Below are 18896 nucleotides of genomic sequence, written 5' to 3'. Positions count from 1 at the left end.
TGGTTCTCATGATTCGTACGCCCGGCATTGCGCTCCGAATGACCCTTTTTTTGCGGAAGTTCATGGGTGCGCAAACACGTCGCGCCACCCTACCGCCCACGTGTCCGGCCCGGCGCAAGTAGGATCCCTCCCCGCGGACGGGACCCGTCGCCACGGGGGCGCCGATAGGAACATTTCCGTCCGGCAAGGGAATTGGTGAGCTTGTGAGTCAGATCGTCGTCAAGCGCCCACCCCGGGCCCTGCCTGCCGAGGTACCCGGCGAGCAGGTGCAGCTGCAACCTCCGCCCGAGCTGCCGAGAGGGCAGCAGGAGGGCGCACTGATGCAGCTGCTGCCCATGCTGGGCATGGGCGGTTCCGTCGTCTTCTTCTTCATGACCCCGAATCCGATCATGCGGATCATGGGCATGGTGATGATCGCGTCGACGGTGGCCATGGCGATCGCGATGCTGGTGCGCTATCGCAAGGGCACCCAGGGACAGCTCGCCGACCTGCGGCGCGACTATCTCAAGTACCTGACGCAGACCCGTCGTACGGTGCTGCGGACGGCTCACCTCCAGCGTGACGCGCAGTACTACCTGCACCCTTCCCCCGAGCAGCTGTGGGCCCTGGTGGCCGAGGGCAGCCGGGTGTGGGAACGCCGGGTCGGCGACGCCGACTTCGGGCAGGTGCGCATCGGGCTGGGCAGCCAGCAGCTCGCCACCCCGTTGCTGGCCCCCGACACCGCGCCCGTCGATGAGCTTGAGCCGCTGACGGCGGGTGCCATGCGGCAGTTCCTGTCGGCGCACAGCACGCTCGACGGACTGCCGATGGCCGTGTCGCTGCGGGCGTTCTACCACGTGACGGTGAGCGGTGAGCCGGAGTCCGTGCGCTCCACCGCCCGCGCGATGGTCGGCTCGCTCGCCTCCCTCCACTCCCCCGAGGACCTGGTGATCGTCGTCGCCGCGGGCCGGGAGTCGGCGAAGCACTGGGAGTGGACGAAGTGGCTGCCACACCTCCAGGCATCGGGCCCGGGTGACGGCGCGGGCAGCCGCCGCCTGATCACGGCCGACGCACGGGAGTTGGAGGACCTGCTCGCCGGGCGGCTCGACGGCCGACCGCGCTTCCAGGGCAGTGCGCACCCGCTGCTGGACCAGCCGCACCTCGTCGTCGTCCTCGACGGTCAGTCCGTACCGCAGACTTCGCCGCTCGCGGCGGCCGAAGGGCTCCAGGGCGTGACGGTTCTGGAGGTCGTCGCCGGTGAGGTCACCGGCGCACGCGGTGAGCTGTCCGTGGTGGTCCACCCGGATTCGCTGCAACTGGAGTCCGGGCACGGGCTCGTGTACGACGGCGTCCCCGACCGGCTGAGCCTGGAGGCGGCCGAGGCGCTCGCCCGCCAGCTCGCGCCGCTGCGCGTCGCGACCGGTGGCGATGACGACGAACCCCTGCTCGCCAACCTCGAGTTCACCGATCTGCTGAATCTCGGCGACGCCGCGTCCGTCGACGTCAGCCGCACCTGGCGCCCCCGTTCGCAGTCGGAGCGGCTGCGGGTCCCCATCGGTGTCGGCGAGGACGGCGCCCCGGTGATGCTGGACCTCAAGGAGGCGGCGCAGGAGGGCATGGGACCGCACGGGCTGTGCGTCGGCGCGACCGGTTCCGGCAAGTCCGAACTCCTGCGCACGCTGGTGCTCGGTCTGGCCGTCACGCACTCCTCGGAGACGCTCAACTTCGTCCTCGCGGACTTCAAGGGCGGCGCGACCTTCGCCGGTATGTCGCAGATGCCGCACGTCGCCGCGGTGATCACCAACCTGGCCGACGACCTCACGCTGGTGGACCGCATGGGCGACTCCATCCGCGGTGAGCTCAACCGCCGGCAGGAGATGCTCCGCGACGCGGGCAACTACGCCAACATCCACGACTACGAGAAGGCGCGTGCGGCGGGTGCCCCGCTGCAGCCCATCCCGTCACTCGTTCTGGTCATCGACGAGTTCAGCGAACTCCTCACCGCCATGCCGGACTTCATCGAGATGTTCGTGCAGATCGGCCGCATCGGCCGCTCGCTGGGCGTCCATCTGCTGCTGGCGTCGCAGCGTTTGGAGGAGGGCCGGCTGCGCGGCCTGGAGACCTATCTGTCGTACCGGGTGGGTCTGCGGACCTTCTCGGCGGCCGAGTCGCGGGCCGCGATCGGTGTCCCCGACGCTTACTCCCTGCCCAACGTCCCCGGTTCCGGCTACCTGAAGTACGGCACGGACGAGATGGTGCGGTTCAAGGCCGCCTACGTCTCCGGTGTGTACCGCGTGAACGGCCACCAGGCGGCGTCGAGCGGCGGCCCGCTGCCGGTCGACCGCAGGCCGGCGCCGTTCACCGCGGCTCCGGTGCCGGTGCACTACGCCGAGCCGACCACGGGGGCCGCAGTGCCGGACGCGCGCCGCTCCGCCGACGACGACGCGCTCGCCGACTCGGTGCTGGACGTGATCGTGCGCCGGCTGGAGGGCCGCGGAGCCGAGGCCCACCAGGTGTGGCTGCCTCCGCTGGACAACCCGCCGCCGCTGGACGAGCTGCTGCCGGGGCTGTCGAACGTCGACGGCCGCGGACTCACCCAGCCGGGCTTCGAGGGGGCGGGCCGCCTGGTCGTACCGCTCGGTGTGGTCGACAAGCCGTTCGAGCAGCGCCGCGACACCCTGTACCGCGACTTCTCCGGCGCGGCCGGCCACATGCAGATCATCGGCGGCCCGCAGTCGGGCAAGTCGACTCTGCTGCGCACGCTCATCTCGGCCTTCGCGCTGACCCACACGCCGCAGGAAGTGCAGTTCTACGGGCTGGACTTCGGTGGTGGCGGCCTCTCCTCCATGTCCGGGCTGCCGCACGTCGGCGGGGTCGCATCGCGACTGGACCCGGAGCGCGTGCGCCGGACGGTGGCCGAGGTGTACGGCATCCTGACGCGCCGGGAGGAGTACTTCCGCGGCGCGGGCGTCGACTCCATCGCGACGTTCCGCAGGATGCGGGCGCGCGGCGACATCTCGATGGCGGAGCAGCCCTGGGGCGACGTGTTCCTGGTCATCGACGGATGGGGCAACTTCCGTGCGGACTACGAGGGTCTGGAAACCGCGGTCGTCGACATGGCGGTGCGCGGGCTGGGCTACGGGATCCACGTGATCCTGACGGCGTCCCGCTCGATGGACGTGCGCTCCAACATCAAGGACCACCTGATGAACCGCCTGGAACTGCGTCTGGGCGATCCGATGGACTCCGAGGTGGACCGCAAGATCGCCATGAACGTGCCGCCGGGCGTCCCCGGCCGCGGTCTGGTGGCCGAGAAGCTGCATTTCATGGCGTCGGTGCCGCGCATCGACGGTATGCAGTCCGACAACGACCTGTCCGAGGCGACCACCGCGATGGTGCAGGAGGTCACCCGCCACTGGACCGGCCCCGCCGCGCCGAAGGTGCGTCTGCTCCCGCGCGAACTCCCCGCGAACCAGCTCCCCGCGGGCTTCGCCGAACCCCGGCGCGGAGTGTCGTTCGCGATCGACGAGAACAACCTGGAGCCGGTGTTCGCCGACTTCGCCCGCGACCCGTTCTTCCTGGTGTTCGGTGAGAGCGAGTCCGGCAAGTCGAACCTGCTGCGCCTGCTCATCAAGCAGTTGACGGAACGGTACGAGGGCAACGCCGCCAAGTTCTTCGTGATCGACAACCGGCGTGCCCTTCTCGACGTCACCCCCGCCACGCACCTGGCCGAGTACGTGCCGATGTCCAACAACATGGACCATCACGTCGACGCGCTGGCGGAGCTGATGCAGCGCCGTGCGCCGACCGCCGACGTCACGGCACAGCAGCTCCGTGACCGGAGCTGGTGGCAGGGCCCGGACGTCTTCGTGGTCGTCGACGACTACGACCTCGTGTCCACGTCGAGCGGCAACCCCTTGGCCAAGCTCACGGAGCACCTGCCCTTCGCGCGTGACGTGGGTGTCCGCTTCATCATCGCCCGCAACTCGGCGGGAGCGAGCCGAGCGGCGTACGAGCCGTTCCTGCAGCGAATGATGGAACTCGGCGCACAGGGCCTCCTGCTCTCCGGCGATCCGCAGGAGGGCGAGATGCTCGGGGTCCGCATGCGGCCGATGCCGGCGGGGCGTGGCATCTTCGCGTCGCGCCAGCGGGGGAAGCCGCTGGTGCAGACGGGGTGGCTGGGGGATCCGCAGTGACGGCGGGCGGGGCGGTAGACGGCGAACTCACCGTCGACCGCCCCGCCCTCAGCCCGTAGGGGCACTTCCCCGATCACATCGAACGAGTTGAGCTGAGCGGAGGCACTCCATGGCTTGGGACGAGTGGGAACAACTGAAGGCGTCGGCGGCCGGGAACGGGCCGACGCAGATGCAGCTCAACGGAATTCCGGACGAGGACAAACCCAACGCGGGCGGCCCTGCCGGCGACCTCACCGTCCGTCAGCAGGACCTGGCGAAGATCGGTGACCACGCGTTCACCCTCTACAACCGGCTGTGGAAAGAGGCCCGGGTCACCAGCACGGACGGCGCCGGCAGCGACCTCGCCGGGCAGGGCTTCGCGCTCGGCGGTGCGCTTCAGCACGTGTCGACGCGCTGGGACAAGCAGCTGGGGTCGGTCATGGACGCCTGCGCGCTGATCTCCAACCACATGGACTTCACCAAGAACGCGCACGCCGGCGACGAGGTCTTCATCCAGCGGCATGTGAGCAGCATCCACACCCTCGACGCGGGGTTCGACGAGAACTGGGCCAAACCGGGTCAGGCGAACGGAATTTACGGGACGAAGGACAAGAAGGACGAGGACTGACTCCTATGGATTTCGAAGCCCTGCACTCCGCCAACTTCAAGCTCCTCGACGACACCGTCGGCGACTGGTCGACGGTGCTGACCAATCTCGAGAAGTTGAAGAAGGACGCCGAGGACGGTCTGCACGGGCAGGCCAAGAAGTCCAACTGGGCCGGCTACAACGCCACCGTCTCGCGCGAGTTCATCGGCAAGACCGCCGGGGAGTTCGGCGACGCGCTCACCCAGGCGACGTCCATCCGCAACATCATGCGCGACACCCGCGACGAGCTGAAGACCCAGCAACGCCTCCTCAAGGAGGCCATCGAGCGCGGCCGGGGCAAGAACCTCACGGTGACGGCGAACGGCGGCGGCTACACCGTGCGGGAGAACCCCGACAAGAGGGCCCCGGGCGGTCAGACCGATGTCGACGGACTGCGCGACGAGCTCAAGGTGATCCTGGACAAGGCCGCCGAGATCGACAGCACGGCGGCGACGTCCCTCAAGGCGTTGGTGGATCTCACGGACTACGGGTTCTCCGACGCGACGTACAAGGATCGGGACGAGGCTGCCAACGCTCTCAAGGAGGCGGAGCGGCTCGCGGCGCTGGCGAAGAAGAAGCCGGAGGACCTCACACCGCGGGACTTCGACGCCCTCAATGCCGGGCTGAAGACATACGCAAAGGACCCTCTGTTCGCCGAGCACTTCGCCCTCGAACTGGGCACGCGAGGGACCCTGGACTTCTGGGCCGACATCAATGAGCCACGGCTGACCACTGAGCTCAGCGGGAAGTCGGAGAAACAGTTCGCCGAGCTCCAGCGGAACCTCAGCCTCACACTCGCGAATGCTTCGCAGAGTGACACTGCGAGCATGGCAGACTGGAAACGGCAGGCTGTGGACCTCGGCGACAAATGGGTCGGCCGGAATGGCAGCGGGCCGATGGGCTTCCAGGTGATGAGCAACCTCATGCGGTGGGGCGACTACGACGATGGTTTCCTCAGAAGCTACGGAAGCGCCCTGATCGCGACCGAGAAGAAACTCGGCGACAACGGCGATCACGTTCCGGGAGCCTGGGAAGCGCCGACGTTCATGGAGCCCGACATGAACCGCACGGGCACCGACGGCGGTTACGACCCGATGACGGGCTTCATGAAAGCTCTTTCGAACAGTCCGGATGCCGCCGCTGATTTCTTCAACGACACATTCGTGACAAAGGACGAGGACCACGGGTTCGAGCGAGACACCGACGGAAACGGCAAGAACGGGAAGGTCGGCCTCAGTAATTTCCAGTACCTCTTCGAGGAGCGGGACTGGCCGTACGACGCCGATTCCGAGGGCAAGGGCAGCGTCACCGGGCGCAATAACATGGCGCTGGCGCTGGAAGCGGCGGTGACGGGCCACCCGGCGGGCGAGAAGCCGACGGTGGACACCCCACCGCACAATGCCGAGCAGGCGAAATTGATGGAGAACATCGTCGAGTCGATCTCCGAGAAACCCGAGCGTTTGAGCAACCACGGGTACATGTCCGACAGCATGGGGCAGATGGCCGCGGAGTACATGCCCGACATTCATCGCGGGCTGCACCCCGGCACATATCACGAAGCTCAGCTCTTCCCCGTAGCGGGCCAAGCGGCTTCACTCCAAGAGAACGACCTCACACGATTCATGTACACAGTGGGCCGCAACCCCGAGGGTTACAGCGCCATCAGCCTCGGACAGCACAGCTACACAACATCTCTGATGGAGTATCACTTCCGTAACCCTGACGCCTATGTCGCGGATCCCTCATTTCCTGAGAACGAGAGCCTGAAAAAGGGCATCGGCGACATCGCCAAGGTGGCCGGCGAAATCCAGGGAACCATCGGCGCTGGGCGCGCATACGAGGGGGAACTCGAGGGCGGGGCCAAGGACGAAGATTACAACTCTGTGATCGAAGGCGTCAGCACCTGGGGTGGCGCCGCTGTCGGCGTTGGCATCGGCATGGCGACCTCACCCACAGCCGGCCCGGGCGCAGCCATCGTGGGGGACCTGGCAGGAACCGCCGCGGAGGAGATCATCGGCTCACTGACCGAAGGCGCGATGAAGGACAGTTCGGGGGAGGTCATCTATCGGAACGGAGAGGAATTGGACGGAACCAAAGAGTCCACGTACACCCTGGTCGAGAAGGCTGCTCAGACCGCTGCCGAACGCGCGGGCAACCCCTCGCCGCACATCGTGTCGTTCGTGGCCACGGAAGCCGAAGCGGGCTTCAACAACGCCAAGACGAACGTCGGCGACTACCTGCAGGGAGAGGGCCTCCCCAAGCAGCTGGACAAGGAAAGCTGACACATGGCCACCGCGCGTAAAGCAGTCGTCGTTCCCATCGCCCTGCTTACGGGAGTGAGCGTACTCACCGGCGTCGCTTACGTCGCCGGCTTCCCGCCCTTCCAAGAGCGGGGAACCATCGATGCGGGCACAATGTGCGAGTCTCTGGGGAACTCGAGCAAGGTAATTGCGTCACTTGAACGAGTGTTGCCGCGCCAATCTCGTTACTCATTCGACGACGAGGTCACCAGCCGGGCGAATAACTCCGACGACAACTACACCTCGGCATGCTTCGTGAGCGGCGACACGGAACAGGTGCTCAGTGTCAGGACAGAGATGATGCTGATCGGACCTGAACCGACGAAGAGCACTGTCGCCGATTGGGCCGACGGAATCCGGACGAACAGCCCCGACCAGCGCCCCTTCAGGAGCTTCGCCGCAGGTAATGGCGCAGTCGCTTCGTCACGAACGTCCGCCATTCTCGTACCCTGCACGCCACCGGGAGAGATTCCGGGCGGCGAGTACGATTTGAGCGTCGTCGTCACATTGAAGGGGAACAGCAGGGCAGGCGATACGGAGAGCCGTGAAAGCCTGATTGATCTGGTACGTAGCGCGGCCGATTACGCGCACAGGAATGCGCGGTGCGATCTCGCGGCCAAGTTGTAGGTCCAGCGTGCCGAGTACCGGAGACGGCGCCGCATGTTCGCACCCCACGGAGAAACCCTTCACGCGCTCCCGTTGTGTACACGGGTCTCCCACCGTTCAGCCCATACAGGCACCCGGCGAGGCTGGTGGTAGGGCGGACCGCCGCACGTTCGAAGTCATCGACGGCTACCGCGCGACGCATGCCCAGCAATGGGAGCGGCAGCGAGCGCGCGCCCCGCGCCATACCGCTTCACGGCCTCTCGTTAGGCTTCCGAGGTTGTTCACCTTCCGAGAAGGATTCACAAATGGACCGAGGGCGCGCAGAAGGGCTGTTGGGCGACGGCCCGCGCTGCATCGGCCCGTACCAGCCGATCACCCGGCTCGACCTGGCCGGCCCCCACTTCCCGCCCGTGCCCGAGCACCGGTTCATCCACCGCCAGTGGGCTGCTCGCCTGCAACGGCTCCTGCGCGGCCATGCCAGGCTGGAACAGGGCAGCCTCGCCCCCGAGGCAGCGGACGCCCGCGACCTGCGGGCGACATCCACGTGTCCGGGGCTCGCGTACGCCACACGCTTCCGGACCACCCCGAACTCGCCGAATCGCTCGGCAACTTGAGTGCCCGCCCCCTAAGCAGCGACACGGCAGCCGAGATGCGACCCGTCCTCACGCCGTCCTCATACGCGCCGTCGGCGACGGTGCTGGACCGGGCGTCGCTGCCCGCCCGCAGCCAGCCGCCGAGGCGCGCCGCCGAGGCCCTCGCCGGCCAGTCCGCGGAGATCTGCTCCGCGGAAGTCCGCAGCCTCCGGCCTACCATCAGGACCTGACCATGCTTGCGCCTCTGACCCACGACGACCCCGGCGAGATCGGCGGCCACCGGCTCCTCGCCCGCCTCGGCCATGGCGGCATGGGTACCGTCTACCTCGCGCGCTCGGCCGCCGGCCGCACCGTCGCACTCAAGACCATGCACGCCCGCATAGCCGCCGACACCGCCGCACGCACCCGTTTCCACCTGGAGACCGACGCCGCCCGCATCATCGGCGGCCACCACGGCGCGGCTGTCTTCGCCGCCGACCCGGCCGCAGAAACACCCTGGCTCGCCACCGAATACGTCCTCGGACCACCGCTCGACGACGCCGTCGCCCTCTGCGGCCCCCTGCCCGAGGCATCCGTCCGGGCCCTGGGCGCGGCTCTCGCCGGCGCGCTCGCTCAGCTCCACGCCTCCGACGTCGTCCACCGCGACCTGAAGCCCTCCAACATCATGATCACGGCCTACGGCCCCAAGATCATCGACTTCGGCATCGCCCGCGCGGCCGGCGACAACCGCCTCACCCGTACCGGCACGGCGGCGGGCACCCCCGCGTTCATGTCTCCGGAGCAGGCCTCGGGCCAGGAACACGGCCCGGCGGGCGACGTGTTCGCCCTCGCCGGCGTGCTGGTCTTCGCCGCCACGGGCCACGGCCCCTTCGGCACGGGACAGGCCGCCGACCTGCTCTATCGCGTCCGCTACTCCGAGCCGAACCTCACCGGAGTGCCGGACGCCCTCGCGCCCGTCCTCGCGCGCTGCCTGGCCAAGAATCCGGCGCACCGGCCGACGACACAGGGGCTCGCCGCCGAACTGCACGACGGCCGGGGTCAGTTCGCCGATCACCTACCGGACGGAGTGCTGACGGACATAGGTCGTCGCGCGACCGAGGTCTGGCAGCACCGGCCGTACAGACTGCCGGTGCCCGCCGATCACGCGGTGGCACCGACGGCTCCGTCAGCGAGATCCACATCAGTGGGGCGTCGCAAGGCGCTGGCCATCGGCGGCGGTTCACTGCTGGCCGTGGCGGGCGGCGGAGCCGGATGGTGGACCCTGCGGGGCGGAAGGAAGCCGAACACGCAGTCGGCGAAGTCGCCGACCGTTCTGTGGCGACGGAGCATCGTGACGGCGCCGCCAGCGGATCTCGGACGGCCCCGGCTGATCGGCGACCGCATCCTGGTGGCGTCGGAGGGAGGCCTCACCGCACTCGACGCGTCCACCGGTCGCACCATCTGGTCCGCGAACCCCGTACTCAGCCCCTGGGACGTGGCAACCGACGGGGACAACCTCTACGCGGTCGACTACTCGCTGTCCCCGACGGAGGGCCTGCGCATCGTGCAGATCGACCTCGAGGACGGTTCGCTCGGGGATCCTCTCATCGACACCAAGGCCTACAACGGAAAGCTGCTGGGGAACCAGCTCCTCGATGTGACCGAGGACATCGCCTGGCTGCTCACGGCGCGGGCCCCGGCGACGGACGCCGACACCCCGGACAGCACGCACCCCGACCGTGGGTGGCTGCTCGCCGCGTTCTCCCTGTCCGACGGCACGAAGCAGTCGGAGGTCGCTCTCGATGCGAAGTACCCCGAGGACTATCCGTGGGTGATCGGTATGCGCACGTCGGGCAGCCTTCTGGTGCTCTTCTTCCGCACCGAGGCGGGCGGCGTCGAGGCGCTCGTGTGCGACAAGAAGTCGGGGAAAGCCGCATGGCGGGACACTCTTCCGCTCAAGGCGGACGACGCCGCACGCAGCCCGATGGCCGTCGACCGGGACAACCTGTACGTCGCGTCGGAGGGCCTGTCCGCCCGACGTCTGTCCGACGGCGAAGAGGCGTGGACGTACCGGGATGCGCGGGCCTCGTACGGCGCCCCCACCGTGCACGAGGGTGTGGTCTACGCGGTGGAGGACACCGGCCCGTGCGCACTGGTGGCCGTCAGCGCCGCAACCGGCAAACTCCTGTGGCGGGAGAAGGAAACCGTCTGGTCAGGAAATGAACTCGAGGTCGCGCCCAGTGTTGACGAGCACTTCGTCTACAAGCACAGCGCGGCCGGCGTCCGCGCGATCGACCTCGGAACCCACGCGTCGGTGTGGCTCCACGACAAGCGTCTGGACAGGTTCAGCGCCCTGTCGGCGCCGGGCCTCCTGATCGGCTTCGAGGAGAACGGCCTGATCGCGCTACGGCCCGACGGCACGTCGGGCCCGCCGTCGTCCTCGTCCTGAGGCACCGCCCGTACCTCTCCCTCCGCGAAAGGCTGCCCACTTCATGTTCCCTCTCGGCCATGGTGACCCGATCCGGCTGGGGTCTTACCGCCTCACGGGTGTGCTCGGGGAAGGCGGCATGGGCAAGGTCTACTTCGGGATCGACAACGTCGGCCGGGCAGCGGCCGTCAAGGTGCTGCGTCCCGACCTCGCGCACGACAGACATCTCGCGGATCGGTTCCTGCGCGAGGCCCACACCGCGCAAGCCGTCCACAGCAAGGGCATCGCACAGGTCCTGGGCGCGCAGACCGAGGGCGGACGTCCCTGGATCGCCACCGAGTACCTCGCCGGGCCCACACTCGATCAGAGCATCGACGCGGGCGGTCCCCTGGACGAGGGAACGACGCGAGCTCTGGCGGTGGCGCTCGCGTCGACGCTTCAGGACATCCACCGGGCCGGCCTGATCCACCGGGACCTCAAGCCGTCGAACATCGTGCTGACCTCCGGCGGCCCCCGCATCATCGACTTCGGAATCGCTCGCCCGGAACACGGGCTGACCCTCACCACGACAGGCCAGGCGCCGGTCACTCCCGGGTACGGCGCGCCCGAACAGATCCTCGGACAGCGGGTCGGCCCCGCCGCGGACGTGTTCTCCCTCGGTGCTGTGCTCGTCTACGCGGCGAGTGGCAGGCGTGCGTACGACGGGGGTCATGTGGCCGCGGTCCAGTACGCCGTGGTTCACGAACGCCCCGACCTCGATGCCGTGCCGCCGGCGCTCCGGGCCCTCATCGAGCCGTGTCTGGCCGGGGATCCGGCCCAGCGTCCCCAACCCGCGGCCATCACCGCGGCCTTCGCATCCTCGCGGGCCTCGCAGCGCCTGTGGAAGCACGGCCCGCTCGCCCAGCAGATCAAGGAGCACGAAGCCAGGGCCAGGACTCTCACCGCTGTCACCCGCGTTCCGGCAGAGGGCGCAACGCCGTCGAGGCGCCGGTTTCTCACCTCACTCGCCGTGGGCGGCACCGTGCTGGCCCTGGGCGGAGGCAGTGCCTGGTGGCTGACGGCCGGGCCCGATCTTCCCGAAGCGGCGGACGCGAAACCCGCCAAGCCGCTGCCCTCGAACGGCTACGAACGGGGCACGCCACCGAAGCCGTTGTGGGGGCCGCTGAAGGTCGCAGCGCCGGAAGCGTCGGTCCTGGTGCCGCTACGGGACGTCGTGATGTTCGCCGGTGGCTCCGGAGGCCTGGTCGCGCACCGAGTGACCGACGGCCGGAAGAAGTGGTCACTCGCCGAGGTCGCACCGGCCGCCGGACTGGTACCACTGGCGGCCCAGCAGTTCGCCGCGGCGACTGCGGGCGGAGAGGTCATGGCCTTCGACGCATCGACCAGCGAGAAGAAGTGGTCTGTTGCGGCGGATGCGGAGAAGCTCCTGGCAGCCGCGCCCGACGCCTCTGCCGTGTATGTACTGACGAAGGAAGGTCAACTGGCCGCGGTGGACACCGCGAAGCGCATGGTCCGCTGGGAAGTGCTCGCACCCGCCGGTCTGAACCTGGACCCCGGCGCCGTGGGAGCGGCTGGAGCGGGCGTACTCGTCGTGTGCTCGTCCGACGGGACCTACTGCGCCTTCGACGCCGCGAGCGGCGAGGACCTGTGGCAGCTGAACAGCCGTAGCTCGACAGCCCTCACCCCGGCCGTCGAGGAGGGGACCGCGTACCTGGGTGGAGAGAAGCTCCTCGCTGTCAGCCTGCGGACAGGTGACGAGATCTGGTCCACGCAGTCGCAGTCGTCCAACCCGTCCCAGGGCGGGTGGGGCTCACCCACCATCGACCACGCGAGCCTCGCCGTGATCGACGACGGTCGCCTCTACCGTGTGGACAAAGCCGCGGGCGGCGAAGGCCAGGTCGCATGGCCGGACGGCAGTGAACCGTCCCGTGGCCACCCGCCCGTCGCCGAGGGCCGCACCGTGTGGATCACGGAAGGCGGTACGTCCTCCGGAGTGTCCGCTTTCAACGACTCGCTCCTGTGGACATACGAGGCCGAATCGGAAGGGCCCTGGTACATGGCAGGTGCGGGCAATCGGGTGTTCCTGCTGAACAAGGGCTCGATCGTCGCGATGCCGGTGCTCTGACGCAGGCCGGTGCGCGCCTGACGCAGCCCGGAGCGCGGCGCGTCGCACCCGGAAGCGCACGCGAAGGAGGTGGGCACCCCTCGCGCGTGCCCACCTCCGGTGCTGCGTACAGCGTGTCGCGCTCAGGCGAAGTAGCTGGCGGCCTTCTTGTCGCCACCCATGTAGTCGCCGCCCGCCCGCGCGACGACCTGGCCGATCTGCATGAGGGCGCGGTGGATGTCCGCGGCTTCCTTGTCCCACTTGACCTGCTCCTGGACGTAGGCCTGGTGCGCCTCGCCCTCCCAGCCGGCGGCCACGGTGGCCATGGCGGTCTTGATCTCCCGCAGGTCCTCTTCGAGCTTCTTGGCCTGGTTGCCGAGCGTGGTCGCCGCCAGGTCGAGGCCGTCGTACTTGACGACGAGCTCGTCTCCCGAGTTCATGCCCATGGTTCCCTCAATTCACGTGTTGTGGTCACTCGACTTCTGAGTGCCGAGATCGAGTGCGCGCAGCGGCTCAGAGGCTGCTGATGCCGGACTTCGGAACGGCGCTGGTGCCGACACCGAGGTCGACGTTGATCGCCTGCACGGCAGCGCGGACGTCGTCTTCCGTGCCGTCCTTGATCTTCCTGGAGCTGCTCAGACCGTCGAGGAACTTCGCCAGGATGTTGCCGAGACCCACCATCGAGGTGTTGATCTCCTGCTGCTTCGTGTTGAAGGCCCCGGCGCCGATGCCCTTCCACTGGCCCTCAAGGCTGTCGATCGTGCCCTGGATCTGCTGGAGCTGGCCCTTGATCGACTGGAACTTCTCGAAGAGCTGCTTCTCGAGCTGGATGACTTGCTGGTCTGAAAGCCGCTGGCCCTGTGACACGTTGGGTTTCCCTTCTGGACTTCTGTTGTGACTGGTTGCCTTGTGCCTCACCGGGTAGCGAGGTGAAGCACGACGTGACGTGAAGGTCTGAACGGGCCTTCGCGGCCCGGCCGTTCGGTCAGGCGCTGCGACGCTTACGGACGACGGCGAAGGCGCCGACAGCGATCACGACGGCTGCGCCGATCCCGATGATGAGCCCCAACTGCCCGCCGTCCGACGTGCTCTTGCTGGAGCCTGCCACGGCGGCGTCGGAGCCGGGCTTGGGCTTGGAGGGCTGTGACGAAGCTGGTGCAGAGGGGGCGGCGGAGCCGCCGGCCCTCTCATTGGTCAGCGGATTGAGGTTCGGGTCGCCCGGCTTGCCGATGCCGCGGTTGATGGCGGCGTTGGGGCGGACGATGCCGTGGCCGAGGTAGGTGCTGACCTTGCCCTTCCAGTCGTCCCCGCGTGCCGCGGACTCGAACATGACCCGCAGCACCTGGTTGGCGGTCCAGTCGGGGTGTTCGGACCAGATGAGCGCGGCGGTCGCTGAGGCGAGGGCGGTGGCGGCACTCGTGCCGCCGTCACCGTCGCAGTACTTCGTGAAGCTCTCGTCGCACCAGCGAGGAATATCGTTACCAGGGGCCGCGATGTCGACAAAATCACCATGTTGGGAGTACTCGGCCACCTTCCCCTCCGAGTCGGTGGCCGCAACACCGACGACTTCGTCGTAGTTGGCGGGATATTCGCGCTTATTAGCCTTGTTCCCCGTGTTGCCGACAGCTGCGAAGAGCAGCTTTCCCTTGCTCTCCGCGTACTTGACGGCCTCCTTCTCCTTCCAGTCCAGGAAGTCGCTTCCGTACGACAGATTGATGATCTTGGCATCACTGTCAGCAGCCGCACGGATCGCAGTCGAGTGATCCCAGGGGTCCGACTTGTGCTTGCTCTCGAATTCCTTGTCCGCAACTCGCATCGGCATGACCTTGGCGCCGGGTGCCAGACCACGGAGGCCGCCTCCCGTGCCTGTGCCGACCATCAGCTCGGCCATCGTGGTCCCGTGCCCGTTGAAGTCGTCCGTCGAGCCGTCGACCTTAGTGGCGTCCAGCCCTTTGACGAGCTGTCCCTTCAGGGAAGGCGTCACTGTGACGCCACTGTCGACAAGAGCGATCTTGACCCCCTCGCCCGTGGAGGTCTTCCAGATGTCCTTGGCACGCATGGCGTCCAGGTACCACTGCTTCGTCTCCCAGTCCTCGGCAACTGCTGCCGAGGCGGGGGCAACCACGCTCGCGGCGTAGACCCCGCACGTGACCACCGTGCACAGCAGTGCGCGCCGTACGGCGAACGAAGCGGTGCGCTTTCGGACGTGGCTCATTGCTGCCGTCATCCCGACTTCCGAACCTTCCGCTGTGCCTAGTCGATGACTGGTGGAACGGCGCCGCGCCGCCCTACCGTCCGTGTCTCTTCATCTGCCGTCAGGTGATCCGGACGGCTGGAACCGGACTCCTCCGGGTCTTCGTCATTCGCCTGACGCTGGCCCGCGCGACCACCGGAAAGACCGGCTCCTCCCCGCGTGAACCCGCCAGAGCCCGGCTTGGACCCGCCGGCACCGGCGGCCCGTGGAGCCCCGACGATGCCGTTGGAGCTGGGCGTGCCTCTGCCCGAGGGCCGTGCTGCTCCCTGGGCAGGTCCGGAACCGATGACGCCCGACTGGCTCGGTCGCGCATTGGCGGGTCGCCCGGGCGCTGCCCCCTCGCTTCCGATGACCGTGCCCCGAGGGATTCGAGCTCCCGGGGTGGAACCACCAGTGCGCTGGGGAGTCCCTCCCACGATGCCGTTCGATCGTCCGGCACCCGGGCCCGTCGACCCACCCGAGCCAGGACGCCCGACCACCGGCTGCCCGGCGCCGGCCGCCCTGCCCGCGACAGGGCGCTGCGTCGTGTTCCCCGCCGCACCGGAACGGCCCGCGGACCCCCCGGCGCCCACAGCGCCGGGACGTCCCGCAGCTCCTGCAGCTCCCGCCCGCCCTGCCGGTGTTCCGCCACCCACAGCACCGGGACGTCCCGCAGCGCCCGTAGCTCCCGCCCGCCCTGCCGGTGTTCCGCCACCCACAGCACCGGGACGTCCCGCAGCGCCCGTAGCTCCCGCCCGCCCTGCCGGTGTTCCGCCGCTACCGCTTGTACCGGCCCTACCAGCGGCAGGCCCGCCACCGCCGGCCCTCGACACACCGGAAGTACCCGTCGCCCGTGCTGTACCGCCCTTCACAGGGCTACTGAAGCCCGCCGTCATGGGCGGGAGTTGGCCACTGGCAGGAGGTCCCGTGCTGGTGGCCGACTGCGGCGGGGTGCTGCTTGGGGCAGTCGTGGGAGCTGTCGGAGTGGTGACGCTGTCGATTTCCACTGAAGTGGACGGTGTCGGGGTCGGGGTCGGGGTCGGCTTCGCCAATCCGCCACTCTCGGTCCGTGACGTGTCCTGCGGAACAGTTTCCCCGACCTGCTGAACCCCCGACACCCTGTTTGCCTCACCAGGAGAGCCTGATTCCGACGCGCTCTCCTGAGTGCCACGCCAACTCGCCGACGGCCGCGGCACCGCCGCCTTCAGCATCTTCGGCATCTCCGGCGGCTGCTGCTGCGCCAGCGACTGCTCCGAGACCGCGTAGAACGATGACAGCCGGTTCATCTGGTTGATGGCCTCTTGGCGGTTTTTCTCCACCTTCACGGCCTCGATGTACTCCGGGTTGGTGTCCTTGGCAGGCGCCAACGCGAATGCTTCAGGCTTCTTCGCGATCAGCCGGGTGTCACGCTCCCGCGGCATGGAGTTCTTCACCGACGTCAGGCCCGTGCTGGCGACCGTCATCTGCGTGCCGACCACGTTGGCGAAGGCGCCCAGCTTCCAGGCGTAACCGGCAAGTTCGCTGCCGTAGCGCTGGAACTCGGTCGCTCCCTCGCCTTTCCAGTCCGTCTTCTTGACGAAGTCGTCCAGGTCCTTGGCCGCCTTGTTGAGAGCGACGCGAGCCTTTTCGAGGTTCTCTCCGGCCCGCTCGAGGTCCGAGGGGTTGGAGGCTTCGAGGAGGTCGAGCATGGCGTTGAGCTGAACTTCTTCGAAGCTCGTCTTGCCGAACAGGCCGCCGGGGTTACCGAAGCCGATCTTGTCCATCACCGTTGCGAAGCGCTCGAGGGCGTCAGTCGCGCCGAATTGGCCCTCGATCTGCGAAGCGGTCTCGGCCTGCTTCTTCTCGTGGTCCTGGGGGGTCAGTTCCGGCTTTTTCTCGTCACCCATCAGTCGTCACCCCAAATCCTTCTTGGCATCCTTGGCGGGCACCGCCGGCGCGCCGTTCGGCTCACCGTGCTTCTTCTCCCGCTGCTCCTGCGCCTTCCTCTCCGCGTCCAGGCGTGCCTGGATAGTGTGGAAGCGGGAGCGCAGTTCTTCCTCGACGTTGTTGTAGCCGACGTCGGCAGCGTGTACGCCGATACTCATCAGCTCGATCTGGTCACTGAGACTCCGAGAGAGCGAGGTGAGCGCCGAGTGCACACGGTTGTACTGGGTGAAGAAGCCGTCCGCTTCGGCGAAGGCCATGTTGGTTCCGCTGAACGAGCCGCGCGAGACCTCCTGAGCAGCCACCTTCGACTTCCCGGCCGCACCGCTCTCGAAGTCCGCCAGCAGTGTGTTGATCTGCTTCTGGAACGTCTTCAGCGCGCCTACACCGCGCGCGAGGTCACTCCCACCGGACGTGCTGCCCCCGCCACCCTCTGCCTCGAGCACGATGCCCGTTCCTCCCCGTTTGCTCCAGCTGTCCCACGTTGCGATCGTAGTGAACAGGCCATCTCCGATCGTCGGCCTACCACTCTAGCCACTGGGTCTGACAGCCCCAAGTGCCTTATACGTCACTCGACTTCTCTGCTGTGACGCTTCACGACCGCTATGCGGTTGCAATCGTTCCCATCATGGCAGTCCTGTGAAAGTTGGCCCCACGGGGCCCACCAACCCCTCACACAGCACCACCCCTCACAGAACGGCCGTGCTCACCCTTCCCCGAGCCGCTGGGCGCGGCGCCTGGAGTCGCGGAAAGCCACTGCGCCGCCCGCGATCGACGCCACCAGGACGCCCCCTCCCACAACGACGTACGTCGCCATCCGGGAGTTGCGTTCCTCCGCCGATTCCCCGAGTTGGAGTTTCGCCGGGGTCGGGACCTCGCCCTTTGTCACTCCTTCGTGGGCCACCGGTTGCTCGATCGGCTTGTCATCCTCCGTCAGGGCGCGGACCGGGTCGACGACTCCCCAGCCGACCAGGCGGTCGTGGCCCGGGGTGGAGCGTTCCGCCGTCTGCTGGATCTGGGCCACGATCTGCTTCTGGGTCCAGTCACCGTGCTTGCTCTTGATCAGCGCGGCGACCGCCGCGACGTAAGGGGCCGAGAAACTCGTGCCGTTGTCGGCGCAGTGGCCTTTGCCGGGGACCGTGGTGACCATGTCCACACCGGGGGCCGCGATGCCGACGAAGTCGCCGGACTGGGAGAAGGCCGCGCGTTCGTTGTTGCGGTCCGAGGACGCCACCGCCAGGACGCCCGGGTACGAAGCGGGATACGTCTTCTTCACGTTGCCGCCGAGGCCGTCGTTGCCCGCGGAGGCGACGACCACCACGTCCGCGCCCAGGGCCGCGTCCACCGCCTGCTTCAGGGCGGGTGCCGGCTCCACCGCGTCGGCCGTGTCCTGGGAGATGTTGATCACGTCGGCGCCCGCGGCGACCGACTTGGTGATCGCCGACGCCAGCGTCGCCGCGGTGCCGTTGCCCTCCGCGTCGTTCTGCTTGATCGGGATGATCGTGGCGGCGGGGGCGAGTCCCACGACGCCCGTGCCCTTGAGGGGGCGGGCGGCGATGATGCCGGCGACCTTGGTGCCGTGGCCCACCGTGTCCGTGGTGCCGTTCGTCGCGCCGCGGTCGATCTTCTCGCCCTTCTTGTTCTTGGGGGGCAGCAGGTTCATCCCCTTTTTGGCGTCAACCGCGGCCTTGAGCTGTGGGTTCTTGATGTCGACGCCGGTGTCGATGACCGCGACCTGCACGCCCTTGCCGGTGGACTGCTTCCACAGTTCGTCCAGCAGTACGCGTTGCAGCGCCCAGGGGCGGCCCTTGTAGGTGTCGCCGGGGAAGTTGCACTGGGTGCTGTCGGCGGTGGCCGTCGTGGCGGGCATGCCGATGAGGACCAGCGCCGTCGCCGCCGCGAGCCTGAGGGTTCGGTGGGTGTACGTCAT

The 18896-nt window shown here is 68.1% G+C and carries 13 protein-coding genes; 7 read left to right on the top strand and 6 right to left on the bottom strand.

The annotated features are described in order from the left end of the window. Window positions 1-203 precede the first annotated feature (203 nt). The 7 genes from eccCa (at window position 204) to ACFWU3_RS12675 (ending at window position 12831) form a co-directional block, all read left to right on the top strand. The gene (gene eccCa / locus ACFWU3_RS12705; RefSeq protein ID WP_384435207.1) at window positions 204-4175 is read left to right on the top strand and encodes a type VII secretion protein EccCa; all 3972 of its coding nucleotides are present in this window, start codon (window positions 204-206) and stop codon (window positions 4173-4175) included. Between the two features lie 109 nt (window positions 4176-4284). Continuing rightward, window positions 4285-4782: a hypothetical protein gene (locus ACFWU3_RS12700; protein ID WP_384435204.1), complete on the top strand. Its 498-nt coding sequence runs from the start codon at window positions 4285-4287 to the stop codon at window positions 4780-4782. Between the two features lie 5 nt (window positions 4783-4787). Next, window positions 4788-7082, top strand: coding sequence for a hypothetical protein (locus ACFWU3_RS12695; RefSeq protein WP_384435201.1), 2295 nt, complete (start codon window positions 4788-4790; stop codon window positions 7080-7082). A 3-nt stretch (window positions 7083-7085) separates the two neighbouring features. Beyond that, on the top strand, window positions 7086-7727 hold the full coding sequence (locus tag ACFWU3_RS12690) for a hypothetical protein (protein ID WP_384435198.1): 642 nt from the start codon (window positions 7086-7088) through the stop codon (window positions 7725-7727). A gap of 284 nt (window positions 7728-8011) precedes the next feature. After that, window positions 8012-8320 (top strand): hypothetical protein, encoded by a 309-nt coding sequence (locus ACFWU3_RS12685; protein ID WP_384435195.1) that lies wholly within the window; start codon window positions 8012-8014, stop codon window positions 8318-8320. 211 nt (window positions 8321-8531) lie between these two features. Then, window positions 8532-10727 carry a PQQ-binding-like beta-propeller repeat protein gene (locus tag ACFWU3_RS12680; protein WP_384435191.1) on the top strand — a complete coding sequence of 732 codons (2196 nt, stop codon included), beginning with the start codon at window positions 8532-8534 and terminating at the stop codon, window positions 10725-10727. 43 nt (window positions 10728-10770) lie between these two features. After that, on the top strand, window positions 10771-12831 hold the full coding sequence (locus tag ACFWU3_RS12675; protein WP_384435187.1) for a PQQ-binding-like beta-propeller repeat protein: 2061 nt from the start codon (window positions 10771-10773) through the stop codon (window positions 12829-12831). A gap of 122 nt (window positions 12832-12953) precedes the next feature. Here the strand turns inward: ACFWU3_RS12675 and ACFWU3_RS12670 are convergent, their stop codons facing one another. The 6 genes from ACFWU3_RS12670 to mycP form a co-directional block, all read right to left on the bottom strand. Then, window positions 12954-13256, bottom strand: a complete 303-nt coding sequence (locus ACFWU3_RS12670; protein WP_384435184.1) for a WXG100 family type VII secretion target — start codon at window positions 13254-13256, stop codon at window positions 12954-12956. Between the two features lie 67 nt (window positions 13257-13323). Beyond that, the gene (locus ACFWU3_RS12665; RefSeq protein ID WP_384435180.1) at window positions 13324-13677 is read right to left on the bottom strand and encodes a WXG100 family type VII secretion target; all 354 of its coding nucleotides are present in this window, start codon (window positions 13675-13677) and stop codon (window positions 13324-13326) included. Window positions 13678-13795: 118 nt separating this feature from the next. Beyond that, window positions 13796-15025: a S8 family serine peptidase gene (locus ACFWU3_RS12660; RefSeq protein ID WP_384435177.1), complete on the bottom strand. Its 1230-nt coding sequence runs from the start codon at window positions 15023-15025 to the stop codon at window positions 13796-13798. 38 nt (window positions 15026-15063) lie between these two features. Next, on the bottom strand, window positions 15064-16929 hold the full coding sequence (locus ACFWU3_RS12655) for a hypothetical protein (protein WP_384435174.1): 1866 nt from the start codon (window positions 16927-16929) through the stop codon (window positions 15064-15066). A 6-nt stretch (window positions 16930-16935) separates the two neighbouring features. Then, a complete protein-coding gene (locus tag ACFWU3_RS12650) occupies window positions 16936-17412 on the bottom strand; it encodes a hypothetical protein (RefSeq protein WP_384435171.1) in 477 nt (158 codons plus the stop codon). 260 nt (window positions 17413-17672) lie between these two features. Beyond that, a complete protein-coding gene (gene mycP, locus ACFWU3_RS12645; RefSeq protein WP_384435168.1) occupies window positions 17673-18896 on the bottom strand; it encodes a type VII secretion-associated serine protease mycosin in 1224 nt (407 codons plus the stop codon).

Origin of the sequence: Streptomyces sp. NPDC058685 (assembly GCF_042714725.1) — a bacterium.
Classification (GTDB): Bacteria; Actinomycetota; Actinomycetes; order Streptomycetales; family Streptomycetaceae; genus Streptomyces.
This window is presented reverse-complemented; position numbering and strand designations above follow the sequence as displayed.